Genomic DNA, 20,076 nt, shown 5'->3' on the forward strand with positions numbered 1-20,076 from the left:
TTTGCTGCGACAAGCGGTTTCTCGCATAGAATCGCTTCTAGGCGCTAATCTACCATACATATCATGACCACAAAATTGCATGCGGTCGCCCGCCAGGTGGGCAGCATCATCGTCGGCAAGGATTTGCAGATCCGCCAGGCCCTGGCCTGCCTGCTGGCCGGCGGCCATTTGCTGGTGGAGGACGTGCCGGGCGTCGGCAAGACCACGCTGGCGCACGCGCTGGCCATTTCGCTCGGCCTGCGCTTCAACCGCATCCAGTTCACCAGCGATCTGCTGCCGGCCGATGTCAATGGCATTTCGATTTTCGAGCGTGAGCGCAATGGCTTTGTATTTCATCCGGGGCCGATCTTCACGCAGGTGCTGCTGGCCGACGAAATCAACCGCGCCACACCCAAGACCCAATCGGGCCTGCTGGAGGCGATGGAGGAGCGCCAAGTCAGCGCCGACGGCGTCACGCGCCCGCTGCCGGAACCGTTCTTCGTCATCGCCACCCAGAATCCGGCCCACCAGGTGGGCACCTTCCCGCTGCCGGAATCGCAGCTTGACCGCTTTTTAATGTGCCTGTCGCTGGGCTATCCGGATGCCGCCGCCGAGCGCGCGCTGCTGATGGGCGAAGACCGGCGCGCGCTGCTGAAAACCCTGCCGGCGGCGATGACGGCGGATGAACTGATGCAGGCGCAGCAAGCGCTGCGCCAGATTCACGCGTCGGCGGCGCTGATCGATTACGTGCAGGCGCTGGCGGCGGCCTCGCGCCAGAACGGCATGTTTGCGGAGGGACTGAGTCCGCGCGCGGCGATCGCGCTGTTGCAGGCGGCGCGCGCGTGGGCGGCGCTGGAGGGCCGCGACCATGTGCTGCCGGAGGATGTGCAGGCGGTGCTGGTGCCGGTGTGCGCGCACCGCCTGCGGCCGTTGAAATCGGCGCACGGCGTGGCCCTGGCCAGCCGCGATCTGGTGCTGCAACTGCAAGCGTCGGTGCCGGTGTAAATGGCCGGCGTGCTGCACGCGCTGTACCAAAAAGGCCGCGACCAGTGGCTGTTCCAGCTGCGCGACAGTGAACCGGGCACGGTGACGCTGACCATGCGCCGCGTGTTCATCGTGCCGACCCGCGCCGGGATGATGTTTGCTGTGCTGCTGCTGGTGATGCTGGTCGGCGCATTGAATTACAACCTGGGCCTGGGCTTTGCGCTGACCTTCTTCGCCGGCGCCTGCGCGGTGGCCGATATGGTGCTCACCGCGCGCAACCTGGCGCTGCTGCAATTGGCGCCGGGCCGCGCGCCGCCGGTGTTTGCCGGCGAGGAGGCGCAGTTCGAACTGTATCTGCGCAACCGCAGCCGGCGCGATCGCTATGCGGTGTGGCTGGGCTTTCAGGTGGACGGCGAGCCGCGCCAGGCGCTCGACGTGCCGGCGGGTGGCGATAGCGCGGTGAGTTTGTCCACGCCGGCGCCGGAGCGCGGCTGGCTGGCCGCGCCGCGCGTGCGGCTGGTGACGCGTTTTCCGCTTGGGCTGTTCAAGGCATGGAGCTACTGGCAGCCGGATGCGCGGATGCTGGTGTATCCGGCGCCGGAGTGGCCGGCGGTGGCGCTGCCGTCGTCGGGCGCCGCCAGCGAGGATGGACATGGCACCGTGGGGCTGGATAATTTTGCCGGCATCCGGCCGTATCAGGCCGGCGACCCGATGCGGCATCTGGCGTGGCGGCAGATTGCGCGCCACGATCCGGCGCTGGGCGGGCAGCTGGTGACCAAGCATTTCGAGGGCGGCGCGGTGGCCGAGCTGGCGCTGGATTTTGCCGCGCTGCCGTTGCAGATGGATCTGGAGCAGAAGCTGTCGCGCATGACCAGCTGGGTGCTGGAGGCCGAGCAGCGCGCGCTGCCGTACCGCTTCCGCCTCGCCCAGCACGACTACGGCCCGGCGCTCGGCGAAGCCCACCGCGCTGCCTGTCTGCGCGCGCTGGCGCTGTTCGGCCAGGACGACCAGCGATGAGCAGCGCGCGGCCGCCCGGCCTCCCATCCGCCGCTGGCGCACCGCCTGCCGCCGCCACGCAGCCCGCCGGGCCGGCCCATGGCGCACCGAGCGGGCCCCGCGCGCAGCTGGCGCTGCGGCTGACGCGCGACAAGTCGGACACGCTGCTGTTGCTGGCCGCCGCGCTGATGGTGCTGGCGCCGCACTTTGCCCATCTGCCGCTGTGGATCAGCGCCCTGGCCTGCGCCACGCTGCTGTGGCGCGCGGCCATCACCTGGCTGGGCAAGCGCATGCCGCCGACCTGGCTGCTGGTGCCGATCGCCGTGGCGGCCATGGCCGGTGTCTACCGCAGCTATCACACGCTGCTGGGCCGCGAGGTCGGCGTCGCCATGCTGGTGCTGCTGCTGGCCTTCAAGCTGCTGGAGATGCACGCCCGGCGCGACCTGTTCGTGGTGACCTTCCTCAGCTTCTTTGTCCTGCTGACCAATTTCCTCTACACGCAGTCGATGCCGACCGCGCTGTGGACGGTGCTGACGCTATTGGTGCTGCTGACCGCGCAGCAGTCGTTCCAGTACACCGGCCGGGTACCGCCGCTGGCGCGCCGCCTGCGCACCACGCTCAAGGTCGGCGCCCTGGCCGCGCCGCTGGCGCTGCTGCTGTTTGTCGCCTTCCCGCGCATTCAGGGGCCGCTGTGGGGACTGCCGGGCGACACCAGCAGCGCCCGCTCCGGCCTGAGCGACAGCATGGCGCCGGGCACGCTGTCGTCGCTGGCGCAGTCGGACGAGATCGCGTTCCGCGTGCGCTTTGCCGGAGCGGCGCCGGCGCAGCAGCAGCTGTACTGGCGCAGCATTGTGCTGGGCGATTACGACGGCCGCACCTGGACCCGCGTGCCGCGCAAACGCGGCCTGCAACGGCTGGAAGTGGCGATCCACGCGCGCGGCGCGCCGGTGCGCTACGAGACCACCATGGAGCCCAGCAACACGCGCTGGCTGGCGCTCCTGGAACTGGCCGCGCCGGACCTCGGCGTGCCCGGCTTCCGCCTGCGCGACAGCGACGAGATGGAGCAGTTCACCACCGAACCCATCGCCCGCCGCGTGCGCTACGAGGCGTCGGCCTATCTCGACTACACCTTGCAGGCCGGAGAAAGCCCGCAGCGCATGACGCACTGGCTGGAGCTGCCGGCCGGCTTCAACCCGCGTACGCTGGCGCTGGCGCGGCAGCTGCGCGCCGCCGCCGACGACGACGCGCCGGTGCAGCAACTCAGCAACGCCGTGCTGACGCGCTTCCGCACGCAAGACTACCGCTACACGCTGGAACCGCCGCGCACCGGCGCCAACGCGGTCGATGACTTCCTGTTCGCGACCCGCGCCGGCTTCTGCGAACACTACGCCGGCGCCTACGTGGTGCTGATGCGCGCCATGGGCGTGCCGGCGCGGGTGGTCACCGGCTACCAGGGCGGCGAACGCAATCCGGTCGACGGCTACCTGACCGTGCGCCAGTCCGACGCCCACGCCTGGGCCGAGATCTGGAGCCAGCAAGCCGGCTGGCAGCGTGTCGACCCCACCGCCGCCGTCGCTCCCGAACGGGTCGAGCGCAACCTGGCGCGCGCCCTGCCGCGTCCCGCCCCGTTCGGCCTGGCGCCGTTGCTGGACCTGCAAAACAATCCCGATTCGTGGCTGGCGCAACTCAGATTCGCCTATGCCGCACTGAATAATTCATGGAATCAATGGGTACTGGATTACAATCCCGAGAGGCGGCGAAGTTTCCTTGAGGAACTAAGCAGCCTGTTCGGCCACTGGCGCACGGCACTCGGTGCGGTGCTGGTGGCGGTCTTGCTGGCCGTGCTGCGCTGGCAGCGCGCGCGCCGCCCGGCCGATGCGCTGGAGGCGCTGTACGCGGCCTTCTGCCGGCAGCAGCTGCGCCACGGCTACGGCCGGGCGCCGTCCGAGGGCCCGCGCAGCTATGCGGCGCGGCTGCGGAGCATGCCCGCCAGCACGGATAAACACGCTGCCATGGAGCAGTTTTTGCACCTGTACGGTATGCTGAAGTATGGCGCCGGCGGGACCGAATCACGTTCGGCGTCGCTGGCGACGCTGACAACCTTGCTACCTTTATGCCGATGAAGACTTTGATCACTGCCCTGCTGCTGAGCGCAGCCACCGTCACCGCCAGCCACGCCGCGCCGGTCGACCAGTACGGCTACAAGCTGCCGCCCAGCATGCAGTCCAAGAAGAAAGCCAAGAAAGCGCCCGTCAAGAAAGCTGCGCCGGCGGTCGACTACACCGGCGAATTCGTCAACTTCGGCGACTGGAAAGAGGTGCGCGCCTTCCTCGACGATATCGCCACCCGCGACGGCTTCGACCGAGCCGAGCTGACCACGCTGATCAATCAAGTCCGTTATGTGGACGCCGCCGTGCAGCTGGTCAAGCCGGCGCCGCCCGGCAAGCCGAAGAACTGGCAAGCCTACAGCAAGCTGATGATCGATCCGGTGCGCACCGACGCCGGCATCAAATTCTGGAATGACAACGCCGAGGCGCTCAACCGCGCCGAATCGCTGTACGGCGTGCCGGCCGAGATCATCGTCGGCATTATCGGCATTGAAACCGTGTACGGCCGCAACACCGGCCGCTTCCGCGTGCTGGACGCCATCACCACGCTGGCGTTCTCGTATCCGGAAGCGCCGCAGCGCCGCGAGCGCATGGAATTCTTCCGCGGCGAGCTGGAAGCCACGCTGCTGTTCGCGCGCCAGAGCGGTACCGATCCGCTGTCGCTGAAAGGCTCGTTCGCCGGCGCGCTCGGCATGCCGCAGTTCATGCCCAGCAGCCTGATGAAATACGCGGTGGACTTTGACGGCGACGGCAAGATCGACCTGCTGAACTCCCCGACCGACGCGATCGGCAGCGTGGCGGCCTTCCTGGCCGCGCACGGCTGGCAGCGCGAACTGGGCGGGCCGCCGGTGTATGCCGCCACCGTCTCGCCCAACCACGCCTGGGACAGCCTGCTGAACCAGGGGCTGGTGGCCAAGTACCGCAACGGCGAACTGAGCGCGGCCGGCGTCACCAGCGCCACGCCGGCGCCGGATCAATTGTATGGTCTGGTGGACTTGCAGAATGGCGCCGAGCCGACCGAATACTGGCTGGCCAACGCCAACTTCTTTGCCATCACACAGTACAACCGCAGTTACTTCTACGCGATGTCGGTGGTGGAGCTGGGACGGACGGTACGGCTGGCGCGCGGCGGCGCCGCCATTACCCCGGCGACGTCAACCGGCGCTTCAGGAATGTAAGCAAGCGTAAATCGACTTGTACCGTGCAGTCATGCACGGTATTGTTTTGTTGACACTTGGCAATACTTTGGTCAGACTTGCGGCATTGACACCGCTGCAGTGAGCTGCTTTACAACGCAATTGTTATACAATTAACTTTAATCGATAAACAAAGCGTGCACGACTGAGCTTATCACACAACTCGGTGTATAATTCTCACACAATGTTGCAGACCGACAACAATACCTTGCGGGAAGAGCTTTTTTGTATTGCTGCTGAGTATTAGATTGCGGAGTGTTGTACAATTGTGTATATATTATGAAACTTGTTATCCTGAAATCCGTGTCCGTGTGTGAATTCTCCCTTGGTAAGGATGGACATTGACGCAGCAAAGCTCCGAGTGTTGTACTTTGCAGGACAACTTTACAGAAGGAAAAGACGACATGACAAACCAAGTCGGCATTGACATGAACAACGATGCGGATGGCGATGATCTGCTGCAATACAATCCCAACCGCCTGCTCGATACGTTGATCGAGAACCTGCGCCTGAAAAACGACGCAGCGCTGTCGCGCGCGCTGGAAGTCGCACCGCCTGTGATCAGCAAGATCCGTCACCACCGCCTGCCGGTCGGCGCCTCGCTGCTGATTCGCATGCACGAAGTAAGCGATTTGAGCATTCGCGACCTGCGTTACTTGATGGGCGACCGCCGCAACAAGTTCCGCATCAGCGACAAGCAATTCAAGCCTAAAGAAGGCGAAACCCCAGGCGGCGGCAACAACGGCTAATCCGGCCCGCGTTACCCCGTCCTGTCAGCACGCCCTCCTCCCTTTTCGAAGGGACGAGGGCGTTGTTGCTTGTGCGCCGGCGTTGTAGACGGGCGCTTAGGCAGGGAACACGCCAGTCGACAAGTACCGGTCGCCGCGGTCGCAGACGATGAACACGATGGTGGCGTTTTCCACCGTCTGCGAGATGCGCAGCGCAATCTCGCAGGCGCCGGCCGCCGAAATCCCGCAGAAGATGCCTTCCTCAGCCGCCATGCGGCGCGCCATGCGCTCGGCCGCCGCCTGCGACACCGCTTCCACCCGGTCCACGCGCGAGCGGTCATAAATTTTCGGCAGGTAAGCTTCCGGCCATTTGCGGATGCCGGGAATCGACGACCCCTCTTCCGGTTCGGCGCCGATGATCTGGATGTCCGGATTCTGTTCCTTCAGGTAGCGCGAGGTGCCCATGATGGTGCCGGTGGTGCCCATGGCGCTGACGAAGTGGGTCACGCGGCCGTCGGTGTCGCGCCAGATTTCCGGGCCGGTGCCCTCGTAGTGCGCGCGGGCGTTGTCCTGGTTGGCGAACTGGTCGAGGATGATCCCTTTGCCATCTTTTTGCAGCTGCTCGGCCATGTCGCGCGCGTATTCCATGCCGCCGGTCTTCGGCGTCAGCATGATTTGCGCACCGTAGGCAGCCATGCTCTGGCGGCGCTCGACGCTGAGGTTTTCCGGCATCAGCAGCAGCATCTTGTAGCCGCGGATGGTGGCCGCCATCGCCAGCGCGATGCCGGTGTTGCCGCTGGTGGCTTCGATCAGCGTGTCGCCCGGCTTGATGTCGCCGCGCTCCTCGGCCCGCATCAGCATCGACAGCGCGGCGCGGTCCTTGACCGAACCGGCCGGATTGTTGCCTTCCAGCTTGCCGAGGATGATGTTGTTGCGGGCGGCCGCATCGGCGCCGGGCAGGCGCGTCAGCTGCACCAGCGGCGTGTTGCCGATCGTATCTTGCAGGGTCTTGTAAGCCATCGTCTTGTTATGTGTAGGTTCGCCAAAACAACCATTTTAGCCGAGTTGCCTGAAAGCGGTCCGCTACCCCATAAGACTTTGCACGGAGGGTGCCGCATCGGCTAGACTGGCAACAATTGTGCAACCATCTTCATACCCCGGATTCACCATGGCTACCTCCCCCTCCGAACTGCTGCCGGAAGAAACTCCGGACGAGCCGACGCCCCGCACCACGCTCGACCTGGAGCAGCGCGCGCACCAGATTTTTCCGACGCTGAGTGCGTCCGACATCCGCCACATGCACCGCTTCGGCCATGTGGTCTGCTTCAAGGACCGCGAGACGATTTTCGAGGCCGGCAAGACCAGCTTCGGCCTGATGCTGGTGCTCAAGGGCGGCATCGAAGTCAACCGCTATGACGGCCTCGGCAACACATCGTATGTGACCACCCACCTGCCCGGCCAGTTCAGCGGCGAAGTGGCGCAGCTGTCGGGCCGGCCGGCGCTCGGCAACGGCCATGCGGTGGGTGATGTGGAAGTTCTGGTGGTGCCGTCGGAGTCGCTGCGGCAGTTGCTGGTGGCGCATGCCGATCTGGGCGAGCGCATCGTGCGCGCGCTGATCCTGCGCCGCGTCGGCCTGATCGAGCAAGCGTCGGGCGGCCCGGTGATCGTCGGTCCGCGCGGCCATGGTCGCATTCACACGCTGCAAACTTTCCTGGCAGCCAACGGCCACCCGCACGTGGTGCTCGATCCGGAACACGACCAGCAGGCCGCCGACCTGATGAAGCATTACGAACCCAAATCGGAAGAGCTGCCGCTGGTGGTGTGCCCGGACGGCGCGGTCAAGAAAAACCCGAGCGTGGTCGACATCGGCCGCTGCCTCGGCATGCTGCCGGCACTGGATACTGAAAAGGTATGGGACGTGATCGTGGTCGGCGCCGGTCCGGCCGGGCTGGCAACTGCCGTGTATGCGGCCTCGGAAGGCCTGTCGGTGCTGGCGCTGGAAACCCGCGCCTACGGTGGTCAGGCCGGCGCCAGTGCGCGCATCGAAAACTACCTCGGCTTCCCGACCGGCGTCTCCGGCCGCGCGCTGGCCGGGCGCGCTTACGTACAGGCGCAGAAGTTCGGCGTCGAAATCGCCATTCCGGCGCCGGCCGGACGGCTGGTATGCGACACCTATCCGCTGCAAGTGGAAATGTGCGGCAGCCTGCAAATGCTCAAGGCCAAGACCGTGGTGCTGTCGTGCGGCGCGCGCTACCGCCGGCCTTCGCTGGCCAACCTCAAGCAGTTTGAAGGCAACGGCGTGTACTACTGGGCGTCGCCGGTCGAGGCCAAGCTGTGCAAGACAGAAGAAATCATCCTGGTCGGCGGCGGCAATTCGGCTGGCCAGGCAGCGGTATTCCTGTCCGGCTATGCCAAGAAGGTGCACATGCTGATTCGCAAGGACAGCCTGTCGTCCACCATGTCCAGCTACCTGATCGACCGGATTGCCGCCACGCCGAATATCTCGCTGCACACCTGTACCGAAATCGTCGCGCTGGAAGGCGACGAGGACGGCCTGAAGCAAGTGCGCACGCGCAATGCCAAGAGCGGGCAGGAGTGCGATTACGACGTGTGCCGCGTGTTCCTGTTCATCGGCGCCGATCCGAATACCGGCTGGCTGGGCGACTGCGGCGTGGATGTCGATGCGCATGGCTTCATCCGCACCGGTTTCGACGTCACCAAGTCGCAGTGCAAGGCCAACTTCGCCGAGGGCGTGTACCCACGCGACCTGCCGTCGCGCGCGGCGCTGGAGACCAGCGTGCCGGGCGTGTTCGCCATCGGCGACGTGCGCGCGTCGTCCACCAAGCGCGTCGCGGCGGCGGTGGGTGAAGGCGCGGCCGTGGTGGCGCAGATCCACCAGTTCCTGGCCAACCTGCCGGCGGACAAAGTGGCGCAGTAACGCCGGATGAGCGGCCATGAACAAGAACTGGAAGAACGCCTGGCCCGGATGGTGCGTTCTTCCTCAACCTTGATGGCGCTTCTGGCAGCGGCAAGAAGTCTTCATCTGCAATCCTGGTGCATTGGCGCGGGCGTGGTGAGGGGGCTGGTGTGGGACCATCTGCATGGATTCAGCCAACCGTCCCGCTACGAGGATGTTGACGTGACGTATTACGACGCCACCGCCGACGAAAAGCAGGATGAAGGTCTCACCAGGCGGCTGCTCGACATTCACCCTTCAGCGCGGTGGGAGGTAAGCAACCAGGCTTTGATTCATCAGTGGTTCCTGAAAGCGCACGGCCAAATTGTGCCGCCGCTGCGCTCACTGGCAGACGGGATTGCAACCTGGCCGGAATACGCTACGTGTGTCGGCGTGACGCTCAACGCGGACGACACCATCGAGGTGATTGCGCCGCACGGCCTGCAGGACCTGTTTGACTTAAAAATCAGGCACAACGCCGCGCGAGCAAGCGCAGGCGTTTTCATGCAACGTGTAACGTCGAAAAGATTGATTGAACGCTGGCCTATGCTTTCACTGGTGAACCCCTTTAGCGGACCCGACTAGCGTAGTAAATCGTGCCGGAGCAGCATCAGCTCCTGCAGCGACAGGAGCTGGCCGAACGCAGACATTACCGGTTCCGATAGCAACTGGCGAACATAGCCAGAACAATCATGCGAATATTCGGCCAGCAACGGAACGGAGTCCGAACTGGCGATCATCTGCAACACCTCATTGAGATGCCGCTGGTAAGACGACAGCGCGCCGCAAAGGTTTCTTAATATGACCATTTCATGATGGTATCGTATTTAACCAAGGAGGATATACGTAGGGGACGTAATATGGGGGGCGTGCAGGAACGTGTCTCTTTCGGCTATCTGATTCTTTCTCCTTTTGTAGATTTTGAACTCCTCGCGCGGCCAACGGTCTACCAGACAGAAAGAGACAAGATCCAACCGTTCCCGCAAGGAGTTTCAGAATGAATGCTACACGCCCCTCAGACACACCACCCCCACCTATACTCCCGGCAATGGTTTATGCCGAGCTGCGCAGCTATTTACGTGAGAGCGGCAGCACGCTCTCGCCAAGCGAAGCATTGATCAAGGCAGTGCAGTGCTGGATCGCCACGGGCCGCGCTGACGCCAACTCCGTACGAGGCTATCAATGGAAGCAACTGTTCCTCCCGGAAGGCACGCGCCTGCGCCTGCGCGTCCATGAAGTCTGGCACAACGCCAGTGTCGTCGGGGATGACCTTGTCTACAAAGGCCAGTCAGTCTCCCCCAACCAAATGGCCAAACTAGCCGCCGGCGATGTTCGCAACGCATGGCGCGAGATCTGGGTGCTCATGCCAGGACGCAAGCAATGGATCAACGCTGCCATCCTGCGCGCGCAATTGCTCAAGCAAGCATCCAAGGTTCCGCCTACTGCCGCAGAGGCAATGACGATCGCCGCCAAGGCCATGAGTGACGCCCTCAGCACCGCCGTCACCCTGGTTGCCCATGCCAACGATCAAGCGCAGAACACACTGGAACGCCGCCTGCCCAAATACCGCCGCTCATGGGATCTGCTGGAAGACATCGATTAACACAATGCCGATTACTGCGGTGCTGCAATGATTACAGGCCTTGCGCTTTGAGCGCGTCGATTTCGAAATCGCCGTCGTCGACCAGGCGCTCCCAGCCGGGGAACTTGCTCTGGCCTTTGCTCCGGGCGATGGAGCGCAACAGGCTTTGGCCGCCGCGCTGCTGTTCCGGCGGCTGCTGGTAGACCGGGTCGGCAAACGCCGCCGCCGGCGTGATGACGGTCCAGCCCATGTCCTTGAATTGCTGGATCGCGTCCTTCAGCCACAGTGCGTTGATCAGGTTGTGGTGCAGCAGCAGCACCTGCGGGATGTCGCGGCCGACCATTTGGCGCGACAGGTCGCGATAGGCGTCGGCGCGCTGGCGCAGGTGCGACAGGTAGGCTTGCCGGATCGGCGCCAGGTCGGCTTGAGGGTTGGCGCGCAGCACTTCGTTCAGTTTCTCGTCTAGCCGCCAGTCGCTGGTGTCCAGGCTGACGTAACCGTTGCGGTAGCCGGTCTGCTGGAGGAAGCTGCGCATGCCCTGCAACTTCTCCGGCGTCTTCCCTTCGCGCAGGAAGGTGAAGCGGAACCATTTCTGATAACCAGGCAGCGTGGCGGTGATGCGGTCGCAGTCGGTAATCTCTTGCTGGTATTGAGCCAGCGTCACAGCGGAACTCTCCAGATCCGGGTGCGTCATGGTGTGGTTGCCAAGCGCGTGGCCCTCCCTGCCCCAGGCCTGCGCCAGCGCGTAGCCGGCCGGCTTGTCGGCGCCAAAGCCACAGGTGACGAACAGCGCTGCCGATACCTTGTGCGCCGCCAGCGCATCCAGCAAGGACTGGTTGCGCTGTTGCGCTGACAGCAGCGGCGTCTCCGCCAGCTGCGGCCCGTCGTCAAACGTGAATGCGACCGATTGCGCGTGCGCGGTTGCGGTGAGCGCGGTGGCGGCACATAACGCCAGCAGGTAAAGCGTCTTCTTCATACGGTGATCCCCAAACGCCGCAGTTGCGCGGCTTGATAGGCGCCAATGGCGTTGTTGAACAGGCAGCGGATCAGCGGATCGTCGACGATGTCGGCGTCTTCCGGCGCGCCGCCGATGCGCATGTACATCGAGGTCAGCGACTCGCCCAGCGCCAGTCCGGCGTACAGCTTTGCCAGCGGAATTTCGGTGGTCCATGTCGGCGCCTCCTCATCGCCAGCCAGGGCGATGCTGTCGCCATGCACGCGGTAGCGGAACTGCTCTACGCCGCCCGCGTGATCGTAGACCGATAGCTGCCACACGCACGGCGTGGCGAAGTAGCTGTCGTCCGGCAGCTCCATTTCCTCATAGCGTTCGATCAGGCCAGTGCGGCAGAAGTCCAGCGCCAGTGCGGCCTGTTCCGCCGTCAGCGGCGCGAAGTGGCGCGCGATGTCGGCGGTGGCCGGCGGCACGATGTTTTCGTCGTATTGAAAGTCGCTATCCTGATCGCCCACCGGCAGCACCCACGGCAGCGGCGCAGCTGGTGTCAGGCTATCGGCCGTCAGCAGCACCGACACCGATGGATTCAGCCGCACCACCTGCGCCGACGGCAGCCACTCGCCCACCGCCTGCGCAAAGCGCCGGTAGGTGATCGGGAACATCGCGCGGTTGTACCACGACCACGGCTCCTGCTGGAACTGGCAGGAACTCGGCACCACGTAGCGTGGCGCCAGCGCTTGCAGCTGCTGCGGCCATTCTTCCGGCAGCGCCACCGGCCCGCGTGCGGCGCGCGACGGCGCAATCACGTCGACTTCGCGCATGGTCTGGAACGGCCACAGCACCATGTCCCACGGCGCGTAGGGTTGGAGCTGCGCCAGCGTCGCCGGGTCCATCCACGCATCGACCACGTTCAGGACATTCAGGCCTTCGGCGCGGATCTGGAACATGGAGTCGACATCGGCGTCCAGCGCGCGGCGGGGAATCACTTCGAAAGCGCCAATGGTGACCGGCGCATCCACCGCCAGCGCCTGCACATCGGCGAAACCCAGCGCGCGTATCATCGCGAACAGTTCGTCGAAGACACAGTACAGATAAATCGGCGTGGCGCGGTCCAGCAGGTCCAGGCTCTCCATCGAACAGTGGTCGTCGTGGAGGTGGGAGATGAAGACCGCATCGGGGCGCAGCTGGCACACCTGCGCCAGGTCGAAGCGCGCGTCGGGAAACGCGTGGCAATTGCGGCTGAACGGATTTTCGAACACCGGATCGAACAGGATCTGCGTGGCTCCGCTTTCAAAGACGTAGCCGGCATGGAGGATGCGGGAGATTTTCATAGCCCGCATCATCTCATGTGCCGCGCGCGGCGTCATCCGGTGCGCGGCCGGGCTGCTACTTGGTAGACTTGGCGGGGGCGGTGGCGGCAGCCTTGGCCGGCGCGCCGTCTTTCGATTTGCCATTCACCTGCAAACCCGCTTCCGACAGGCGGATGGCGCTCTTCTCGCCGACGCCTTTGACGCGCTGTTCAAAATCGGCCCAGTCCTTGAATTCGCCTTTCTTGCGCTCTTCCAGAATGGCCTTGGTTTTGGCCGGTCCCAGGCCGCGAACGCTGTCCAGCGCGGCCTCGTCGGCCTTATTGACGTCGACCTGGGCCCAGGCCAGCGTGATGCTGGCCGCCAGCGCGGCCACCGCCAGTATCAGTTGCTTGATCATGATGTCTCCTTGGTTATCTGCAAGCGCGACCATCGCAGCTTGCAGCCACCATAACGACACCAGCGCGCCAGCGTTGACGCGCCCGCCTGAGCCAGATCAAGCCGCTTACTTTTCAAACGTATAGGCGGACGTTGCCGGCACGGGCCAATCAGGACGCGAACAATTCCTCGCGCGTGACGGTAGCCGTGCCCAGCTTGCCGACCACGATGCCGCCGGCGCGGTTGGCGGTTTCCACCGCCTGCTGCCAGCCGGCGCCCGTGCCCAGCATGCAGGCCATGGTGGCAATCACGGTGTCACCGGCGCCGGAAACGTCGAACACTTCGCGCGCCTGCGCCGGCATGTGGACCTGCGCGCCGTCGGTGTACAGCGTCATGCCTTCTTCCGAGCGGGTCAGCAGCAGCGCGTCCAGCTTCAGCTCCGCGCGCATCGCCTGCGCCTTGGCGGTCAGCTGGTCTTCGGTACTCCACGAGCCGGCGATCAGCTTGAATTCCGCCTTGTTCGGCGTCAGCACCGTGGCGCCGGCGTAGCGGGTGAAATCGTCGCCCTTCGGATCGACCATCACCACCTTGCCGGCCGCGCGCGCGGCGGCGATCATGTCGGCCACCGCCACCAGGCTGCCCTTGGCGTAGTCCGACAGCACGATCACGTCGTAATCCGGCAGCAGCGTCTTGAACTGTTCCAGCTTGTCGCGCAACACGGTGTCGGTCGGCGCTTCCTCAAAGTCGATGCGCACCATCTGCTGCTGGCGGCCGATCACGCGCAGCTTGATGATGGTGGAAATCGCAGCGTCGCGCTTCAGGTAGCTGCGGATGCCGCTGCCTTCCAGCAGCTGCTGCACCTCGTCGCCCGCCTCGTCGTTGCCGACGATGCCCAGCAGGCCGGCCTGCGCGCCCAGCGCGGCGGCATTGCGCGCCACATTGGCGGCGCCGCCCAGACGCGCCTCGCGGCGGGCGATGCGCACCACCGGCACCGGGGCTTCCGGCGAAATGCGGCTGACGTCCCCGAACCAGTAACGGTCCAGCATGACGTCGCCCACCACCAAAATGCGTACATTATCCAGATTCGTCGTCACATTACGCCTCGTTCAGCTGCGGGTCAGGATGGAACGGCCGATGCCGTGGTATTCAAAGCCCGCGTCCACCATCGCGTCCGGCGCGAACAGGTTGCGGCCGTCGAAGATCACCGCATGCTTGAGCAGCGTCTTGATCTTGACGAAGTCCGGGCTGCGGAAGGCCTTCCATTCGGTGACGATCACCAGCGCCTCGGCGCCGCTCAGCGCATCGGTCGGGCTGCTGGCAAAGCGCACGCGCGCCAGTTCGTCCGCGCTCAGGTCCAGCGCCAGTACGCGCCGGGCTTCTTCCATCGCCACCGGATCGTACACCGCCACCGTGGCGCCGGCGTCGAGCAGCTGGCGCACCAGCACGCGGGCCGGCGCTTCGCGCATGTCGTCGGTATTCGGCTTGAAGGCCAGCCCCCAGATGGCGAAATGCTGGCCGCTCAGGTCTTGGCCGAAGCGCTTGATGACCTTCTGGCCCAGCACCAGCTTCTGCTTGTCGTTGACCGCTTCCACCGCGCGCAGGATCAGCAGATCCTGATCGTACTGGCGCGCGGTGCGCTCCAGCGCCTGCACGTCTTTCGGGAAGCACGAGCCGCCGTAGCCAGCGCCGGCGTACAGGAAGCTGTGGCCGATGCGCGGATCGGAGCCGATGCCGTGACGCACCGCTTCAATGTCCACGCCGACGCGGTCAGCCAGGTTGGCCAGTTCGTTCATGAACGAGATGCGCGTGGCCAGCATCGAGTTGGCGGCGTACTTGGTGAATTCGGCCGAGCGCACGTCCATCCAGAAGGTGCGTTCGTGATTGCGGTTGAATGGCGCGTACAGCTTCTTCATCATCGCCGCAGCCTTTTCGCCTTCCGGCGTTTTGTCATGGCCGATGACGATGCGGTCCGGACGCATGAAGTCCTCGACCGCCGCGCCCTCTTTCAGGAATTCCGGATTCGACACCACCGAGAAGGTGGCAGCGACGCCGCGCGCGGTCAGCGCTTCCTGCAGCGTCGCCTTGACGCGGTCGCCGGTGCCGACCGGCACGGTGGACTTGTCGACGATGACCTTGAAGCCGGTCATGTGCTGGCCGATGTTGCGCGCCGCCGCCAGCACGTATTGCAGGTCGGCCGAGCCGTCTTCGTCAGGCGGCGTGCCGACCGCGATAAACTGCACATCGCCATGCGCCACCGAAGCGGCGACGTCGGTCGAGAACTGGATACGGCCGGCGGCGCGGTTGCGCGCCACGACTTCCGCCAGGCCCGGTTCGTGGATCGGGATGCCGCCGCTGTTGAGCAGGTCGATCTTGCGCTGGTCAAGGTCCAGGCAGAACACATCGTTGCCCAGCTCCGCCAGGCAGGCGCCGGTGACCAGGCCGACGTAGCCGGTGCCGATAATGGTAATTTTCATAGTTTGCAGTCTTTCATCACCGTCGTTCCCGCATCGGCGGGAACCCATACTCAGCATGGATTCCCGCGTGCGCGGGAATGACGTCAGTTCATAACATTCAATTCTTCGGTGCGGCGCGGCGGGTACGTCTCCCAACGGCTGCAGCCAGGGCACTGCCAATAGAACTGGCGCGCCTTGAAACCGCAATGGCTGCACTGATAGCGCGCCAGCTTCTGCGTGTAGCTGTGCACCAGGTTCTTCACCATCGACAGCTCCGACACCAGGTTCGGCGGCGCATCCATCAGGCGCGCTTCGAGCAGCTTGTCGAGGCCCAGCAGCGTTGGCGTGCGGCGCAGTTCATTGGAGATCAGCTGCTTGGCGGCGTCCATGCCGTCCAGCTCCAGCACCGCCTTGTAGACCACTTCGATCAGGTCGATCGACGACGCCTGCTCCAGATAGGACTTCAGCAGGTTGACGCCTTCCTGCGGGCGGCCCACCTTGCGGTAGCCGTCCATCAGCCGCTGCGCCACCAGCGCCACGTGCGGCACGCTGATTTGCTCGACACGGCGCCAGGTCATCAGCGCGCCTTCGACGTCGCCCTGCACCAGCTGCGCGTCGCCGGTCAGCATGGTGGCGCGGACGTTGACGCGGTCGGCCTGCAGCGACTTCTCCAGCAGCTCCAGCGCCTGTTCCGGATGCAGGTGCACCAGCGCGTCCTGCGCCAGCTCGCAGTAGAACTGCGCGATCTGCTTCTGGCGCGAACCGGCGCCGGCTTCCTGCAGGCCGATGGCCGCCTCGATGGCGCGCGGCCACTCCTTCTCGCGCTGGAAGATCTCCAGCAGCGCGCGGCGCGCCTGCACGCCATACTGCCCTTGCAGCATGGTGTTGAAGGTTTCCTCGGCGCGGTCCAGCAGGCCGGCCTTCAGGTAGTCCATGCCCAGCTCATACTGCGCCTGCTCCTTCTGCACCTGCGGCAGGTCGGGCCGCGCCAGCAGATTCTGGTGCACGCGGATGGCGCGCTCGGTCTCGCCGCGGCGGCGGAACAAACTGCCCAGCGCGAAGTGCATGTCGGCCGATTCCGGGTCCAGCTGCAGGATCTCGATGAAGGCGTCGACCGCCTTGTCCTGCTGGTCATTCAGCAGGAAGTTCAGGCCCTTGTAATAGCCGCGCGGCAGCGTGCGCGACTCCGAAATCAATTGGCGTATATCGACGCGGGCCGCCAGCCATCCGAGGGCGAAGAAGACCGGGATGCCCAGTAACCACCAGAGTTCAAATTCCATGTGTTTGTTATTGTGCTCGTGCTGTTATTCGGTAATGACGCTGTCGGGCTGCGGCTGGCGGGTGACCTGCTGGGCCGAGCTTTGCAGCGTGTTGATGGTGGTTTTGTGTTTATTGGTTTCGCGACGGTGGCGGAACACGGTTGGCGTCAGCGCCAGCACGCCCAGCGCGGCGCCGGACACGAAGAAACCGAGCAGCATCAGCACCAGCGGGCCGCGCAGCTCATAGTGCAGGAACAGATGCAGGTCGACTTCCTGCGTGTTCTTCAGCGCGAAGCCGAAAAACAGGATGAAGATGACAAAACCAATAAGGGTGGAGATGAATTTCATCAGCCGTTGTCCTGTGGAGTGGTGTACGAGGGTGCCAGTATCGCACCTCGGCCAACAAAAAAAAAGCGGCATCCATCGGACGCCGCTTTTACTTAACTATGGAATGCTTCAGTCCTCGATGATCGGTTGCCCGACCATCGCGTCAACCCGTTCACGCAACTGCTTGCCCGGTTTGAAGTGAGGCACCCTTTTCTCGGGCACCATCACTTTATCGCCCGACTTCGGATTGCGTCCGATGCGCGGCGGCCGGCTGTTGAGGGCAAAGCTGCCAAAACCGCGGATCTCGATGCGCTGACCGGTCGACAAAGCGTTGGTCATCGCATCCAGAATGGTCTTGACGGCATATTCCGCATCCTTGGCCACCAGCTGAGAATAACGCTCAGCCAGGCGGTTGATCAGTTCGGACTTAGTCATCGACTAGTTCTTCTTAGTTCTTGTTGTCCAGCTTGGCTTTCAGCAGTGCGCCCAGGCTGGTGGTGCCCGAAGCGGCGCTGCTGTCCGAAGCGATCGATTTCATCGCTTCAGCGGTGTCAGCCGAGTCTTTCGCCTTGATCGACAGCTGGATCGAACGTGCTTTACGGTCGATGTTGATCACCAGAGCTTCGACGGAGTCGCCGACTTTCAGGTGGGTGCCAGCATCTTCCACGCGGTCACGCGAGATTTCCGAAGCGCGCAGGTAGCCTTCAACTTCTTCCGACAGTTGGATCACGGCGCCTTTAGGCTCAACCGATTTCACGGTACCGGTCACCAGCGAACCTTTGTCGTTCATGGCGGCGTAGTTGTTGAATGGATCGCCTTCCAGTTGCTTGACGCCCAGCGACACGCGCTCACGCTCAACGTCGATGGCCAGAACGATGGCTTCCAGTTCGTCACCTTTCTTGAACTTGCGTACGGCTTCTTCGCCGGACTCGGTCCACGACAGGTCGGACAGGTGCACCAGGCCGTCGATGTTGCCAGCCAGACCGATGAACACGCCGAAGTCGGTGATCGATTTGATCGCGCCGCGGACTTTGTCACCTTTCTTATGGGTCACACCGAAGTCGTCCCATGGATTGGCTTTGCACTGTTTCATGCCCAGCGAAATACGACGACGCTCTTCGTCGATTTCCAGAACCATCACTTCTACTTCGTCGCCCAGCTGGACAACTTTGTTTGGCGCGACGTTTTTGTTGGTCCAGTCCATTTCGGACACGTGAACCAGGCCTTCGATGCCTTGCTCGACTTCGACGAACGCGCCGTAGTCGGTCAGGTTCGTCACTTTACCGAACAGACGGGTGCCTTGTGGGTAACGACGGGACAGACCGGTCCAAGGATCGTCGCCCAGTTGTTTCACGCCCAGCGAAACACGGTTCTTCTCTTGATCGTATTTCAGGACTTTGGCGGTGATCTCTTGACCCACGGTCAGCACTTCCGATGGGTGACGCACACGACGCCATGCCAGGTCGGTGATGTGCAGCAGGCCGTCGATGCCGCCCAGATCCACGAACGCGCCGTAGTCGGTGATGTTTTTCACCACGCCGGTGACCACGGTGCCTTCTTTCAGCGTTTCCATCAGTTTCTGACGCTCTTCGCCCATCGAAGCTTCGATGACGGCGCGGCGGGACAGAACGACGTTGTTACGCTTGCGGTCCAGTTTGATGACTTTGAATTCGAGGGTCTTGCCTTCGAATGGGGTGGTGTCTTTGACCGGACGGGTGTCGACCAGCGAACCTGGCAGGAAGGCACGGATGCCGTTGGTCAGAACGGTCAGGCCGCCCTTGACTTTGCCGTTCACGGTACCGACGACGATCTCGCCCGATTCCATTGCTTTTTCCAGTGCCAGCCACGAAGCCAGACGCTTGGCCTTGTCGCGCGACAGGATGGTATCGCCGAAACCATTTTCCAGCGATTCGATGGCCACGGAAACGAAGTCACCTACTTTGACTTCCAGTTCGCCTTGGTCATTTTTGAATTCTTCAACAGGGATGAAAGCTTCCGATTTCAGGCCTGCGTTGACGATCACGAAGTTGTGATCCAGACGAACGACTTCAGCCGAAATAACTTCGCCCGAACGCATGTCTTGACGCGACAGGGATTCCTCGAAGAGGGCTGCAAAACTTTCCATATTAGACATTGTATTTCCAGGTAACCAGTAAGGTGCGCGGTATGCGTCTTCAACTGGGTTAGGTTAATAAAAGGTACTACTTGGTGCTACCGGCATACCATTTCAAGACCTGGGCGACCGCTTCATCAGCATTCATTTCCGAGGTATCGAGCACGTATGCCCCTTCTGCCGGGACCAGCGGCGCAATGGTCCGTTTCGTATCACGGTCATCGCGGGCCTGCAAATCCATCAGGAGGTCTTCCATATTAGCAGAAAAACCCTTGTCTATCAATTGCTTATATCGGCGACCCGCGCGCGCTGCCACGGAAGCCGTCAAAAACACCTTCAATTGGGCGTGCGGGAAGATCACCGACCCCATGTCGCGGCCGTCGGCCACCAGGCCCGGCGCCTTGCGGAAACCCAGTTGCAGCCCCGTCAGCGCATGGCGCACCGCCGGGAACGTGGCGATCTTGGACGCCGTGTTGCCGACCTCTTCCGCGCGGATCGCGTCGGTGACGTTTTCATGCGACAGAATGATGTTGCCGCCCTGGAAACTGCAATGCAGGTGCTCGGCCAGCTTGGCCAGCGCATGCTCGTCGGTCAGGTCGGTGGCGCGGCGCAGCGCCGACAACGCCGTCAGGCGGTACAGCGCGCCGGAATCCAGATAATGGAAGCCGAGCTGGTCGGCAACGCGGTGCGCGACCGTGCCCTTGCCGGACGCGGTCGGGCCGTCGATGGTGATGACTGGAATCTGGGAAGTTGGCATA

Annotated in this window: 20 protein-coding genes; 8 read left to right on the plus strand and 12 right to left on the minus strand. The window is 63.6% G+C overall.

What is annotated here, in order from left to right; all coding sequences use genetic code 11:
* The first annotated feature begins 63 nt into the window (after positions 1-63).
* The 5 genes from GTP55_RS22380 (at position 64) to GTP55_RS22400 (ending at position 6,012) form a co-directional block, all read left to right on the plus strand.
* Positions 64-984, plus strand: coding sequence for an AAA family ATPase (locus GTP55_RS22380; RefSeq protein ID WP_161047040.1), 921 nt, complete (start codon positions 64-66; stop codon positions 982-984).
* Positions 985-1,980, plus strand: coding sequence for a DUF58 domain-containing protein (locus GTP55_RS22385; protein WP_161047041.1), 996 nt, complete (start codon positions 985-987; stop codon positions 1,978-1,980).
* The gene (locus GTP55_RS22390; RefSeq protein WP_161047042.1) at positions 1,977-4,082 is read left to right on the plus strand and encodes a transglutaminase TgpA family protein; all 2,106 of its coding nucleotides are present in this window, start codon (positions 1,977-1,979) and stop codon (positions 4,080-4,082) included. The genes GTP55_RS22385 and GTP55_RS22390 overlap by 4 nt, the downstream gene beginning before the upstream one ends.
* Positions 4,073-5,245, plus strand: a complete 1,173-nt coding sequence (gene mltB, locus GTP55_RS22395) for a lytic murein transglycosylase B (RefSeq protein ID WP_161047043.1) — start codon at positions 4,073-4,075, stop codon at positions 5,243-5,245. The genes GTP55_RS22390 and mltB overlap by 10 nt, the downstream gene beginning before the upstream one ends.
* Before the next feature lie 422 nt (positions 5,246-5,667).
* A complete protein-coding gene (locus tag GTP55_RS22400; protein ID WP_161047044.1) occupies positions 5,668-6,012 on the plus strand; it encodes a hypothetical protein in 345 nt (114 codons plus the stop codon).
* A 96-nt stretch (positions 6,013-6,108) separates the two neighbouring features.
* Here GTP55_RS22400 and cysM read toward each other — a convergent pair whose 3' ends face one another.
* Complete coding sequence (gene cysM / locus GTP55_RS22405) at positions 6,109-7,011, minus strand: cysteine synthase CysM (RefSeq protein ID WP_161047045.1); 903 nt, start codon at positions 7,009-7,011, stop codon at positions 6,109-6,111.
* Positions 7,012-7,159: 148 nt separating this feature from the next.
* Here cysM and GTP55_RS22410 point away from each other — a divergent pair, with 148 nt between their 5' ends.
* Positions 7,160-8,929 (plus strand): FAD-dependent oxidoreductase, encoded by a 1,770-nt coding sequence (locus GTP55_RS22410; protein ID WP_161047046.1) that lies wholly within the window; start codon positions 7,160-7,162, stop codon positions 8,927-8,929.
* A 6-nt stretch (positions 8,930-8,935) separates the two neighbouring features.
* Complete coding sequence (locus GTP55_RS22415; RefSeq protein WP_229258110.1) at positions 8,936-9,532, plus strand: nucleotidyltransferase family protein; 597 nt, start codon at positions 8,936-8,938, stop codon at positions 9,530-9,532.
* On the opposite strand, the gene GTP55_RS29925 is transcribed toward GTP55_RS22415, so the two are convergent.
* The gene (locus tag GTP55_RS29925) at positions 9,529-9,687 is read right to left on the minus strand and encodes a hypothetical protein (protein ID WP_229258111.1); all 159 of its coding nucleotides are present in this window, start codon (positions 9,685-9,687) and stop codon (positions 9,529-9,531) included. The two genes, GTP55_RS22415 and GTP55_RS29925, sit on opposite strands and share 4 nt — an antisense overlap.
* Before the next feature lie 308 nt (positions 9,688-9,995).
* On the opposite strand from GTP55_RS29925, the gene GTP55_RS22420 reads away from it, so the two are divergent.
* Positions 9,996-10,550: a hypothetical protein gene (locus tag GTP55_RS22420; protein WP_229258112.1), complete on the plus strand. Its 555-nt coding sequence runs from the start codon at positions 9,996-9,998 to the stop codon at positions 10,548-10,550.
* A 31-nt stretch (positions 10,551-10,581) separates the two neighbouring features.
* Here the strand turns inward: GTP55_RS22420 and GTP55_RS22425 are convergent, their stop codons facing one another.
* The 10 genes from GTP55_RS22425 to cmk all read right to left on the minus strand — a co-directional run bounded on the left by GTP55_RS22425 (position 10,582) and on the right by cmk (position 20,075).
* Complete coding sequence (locus GTP55_RS22425; protein ID WP_161047048.1) at positions 10,582-11,505, minus strand: polysaccharide deacetylase family protein; 924 nt, start codon at positions 11,503-11,505, stop codon at positions 10,582-10,584.
* Entirely contained in the window at positions 11,502-12,812 is a 1,311-nt protein-coding gene (locus tag GTP55_RS22430; protein WP_161047049.1) for an MBL fold metallo-hydrolase, read from the minus strand. Before GTP55_RS22430 ends, GTP55_RS22425 begins: the two co-directional genes overlap by 4 nt.
* A 55-nt stretch (positions 12,813-12,867) precedes the next feature.
* Entirely contained in the window at positions 12,868-13,188 is a 321-nt protein-coding gene (locus tag GTP55_RS22435; protein ID WP_161047050.1) for a ComEA family DNA-binding protein, read from the minus strand.
* Between the two features lie 148 nt (positions 13,189-13,336).
* Complete coding sequence (gene rfaE1, locus GTP55_RS22440) at positions 13,337-14,260, minus strand: D-glycero-beta-D-manno-heptose-7-phosphate kinase (protein ID WP_371868407.1); 924 nt, start codon at positions 14,258-14,260, stop codon at positions 13,337-13,339.
* A gap of 12 nt (positions 14,261-14,272) precedes the next feature.
* The gene (locus tag GTP55_RS22445; protein ID WP_161047051.1) at positions 14,273-15,640 is read right to left on the minus strand and encodes a UDP-glucose dehydrogenase family protein; all 1,368 of its coding nucleotides are present in this window, start codon (positions 15,638-15,640) and stop codon (positions 14,273-14,275) included.
* A gap of 83 nt (positions 15,641-15,723) precedes the next feature.
* On the minus strand, positions 15,724-16,899 hold the full coding sequence (gene lapB / locus GTP55_RS22450; RefSeq protein WP_161047052.1) for a lipopolysaccharide assembly protein LapB: 1,176 nt from the start codon (positions 16,897-16,899) through the stop codon (positions 15,724-15,726).
* Between the two features lie 24 nt (positions 16,900-16,923).
* Positions 16,924-17,226: a LapA family protein gene (locus GTP55_RS22455; RefSeq protein ID WP_161047053.1), complete on the minus strand. Its 303-nt coding sequence runs from the start codon at positions 17,224-17,226 to the stop codon at positions 16,924-16,926.
* A 108-nt stretch (positions 17,227-17,334) separates the two neighbouring features.
* Entirely contained in the window at positions 17,335-17,640 is a 306-nt protein-coding gene (locus tag GTP55_RS22460) for an integration host factor subunit beta (protein WP_072787195.1), read from the minus strand.
* Positions 17,641-17,653: 13 nt separating this feature from the next.
* Positions 17,654-19,330 carry a 30S ribosomal protein S1 gene (gene rpsA, locus GTP55_RS22465; RefSeq protein WP_110846857.1) on the minus strand — a complete coding sequence of 559 codons (1,677 nt, stop codon included), beginning with the start codon at positions 19,328-19,330 and terminating at the stop codon, positions 17,654-17,656.
* A gap of 76 nt (positions 19,331-19,406) precedes the next feature.
* Positions 19,407-20,075 (minus strand): (d)CMP kinase, encoded by a 669-nt coding sequence (gene cmk / locus GTP55_RS22470; protein WP_161047054.1) that lies wholly within the window; start codon positions 20,073-20,075, stop codon positions 19,407-19,409.
* Position 20,076 lies beyond the last annotated feature (1 nt).

The sequence above is a fragment of the Duganella margarita genome, from assembly GCF_009857535.1.
GTDB classification, from domain to species: Bacteria; Pseudomonadota; Gammaproteobacteria; order Burkholderiales; family Burkholderiaceae_D; genus Rugamonas; species Rugamonas margarita.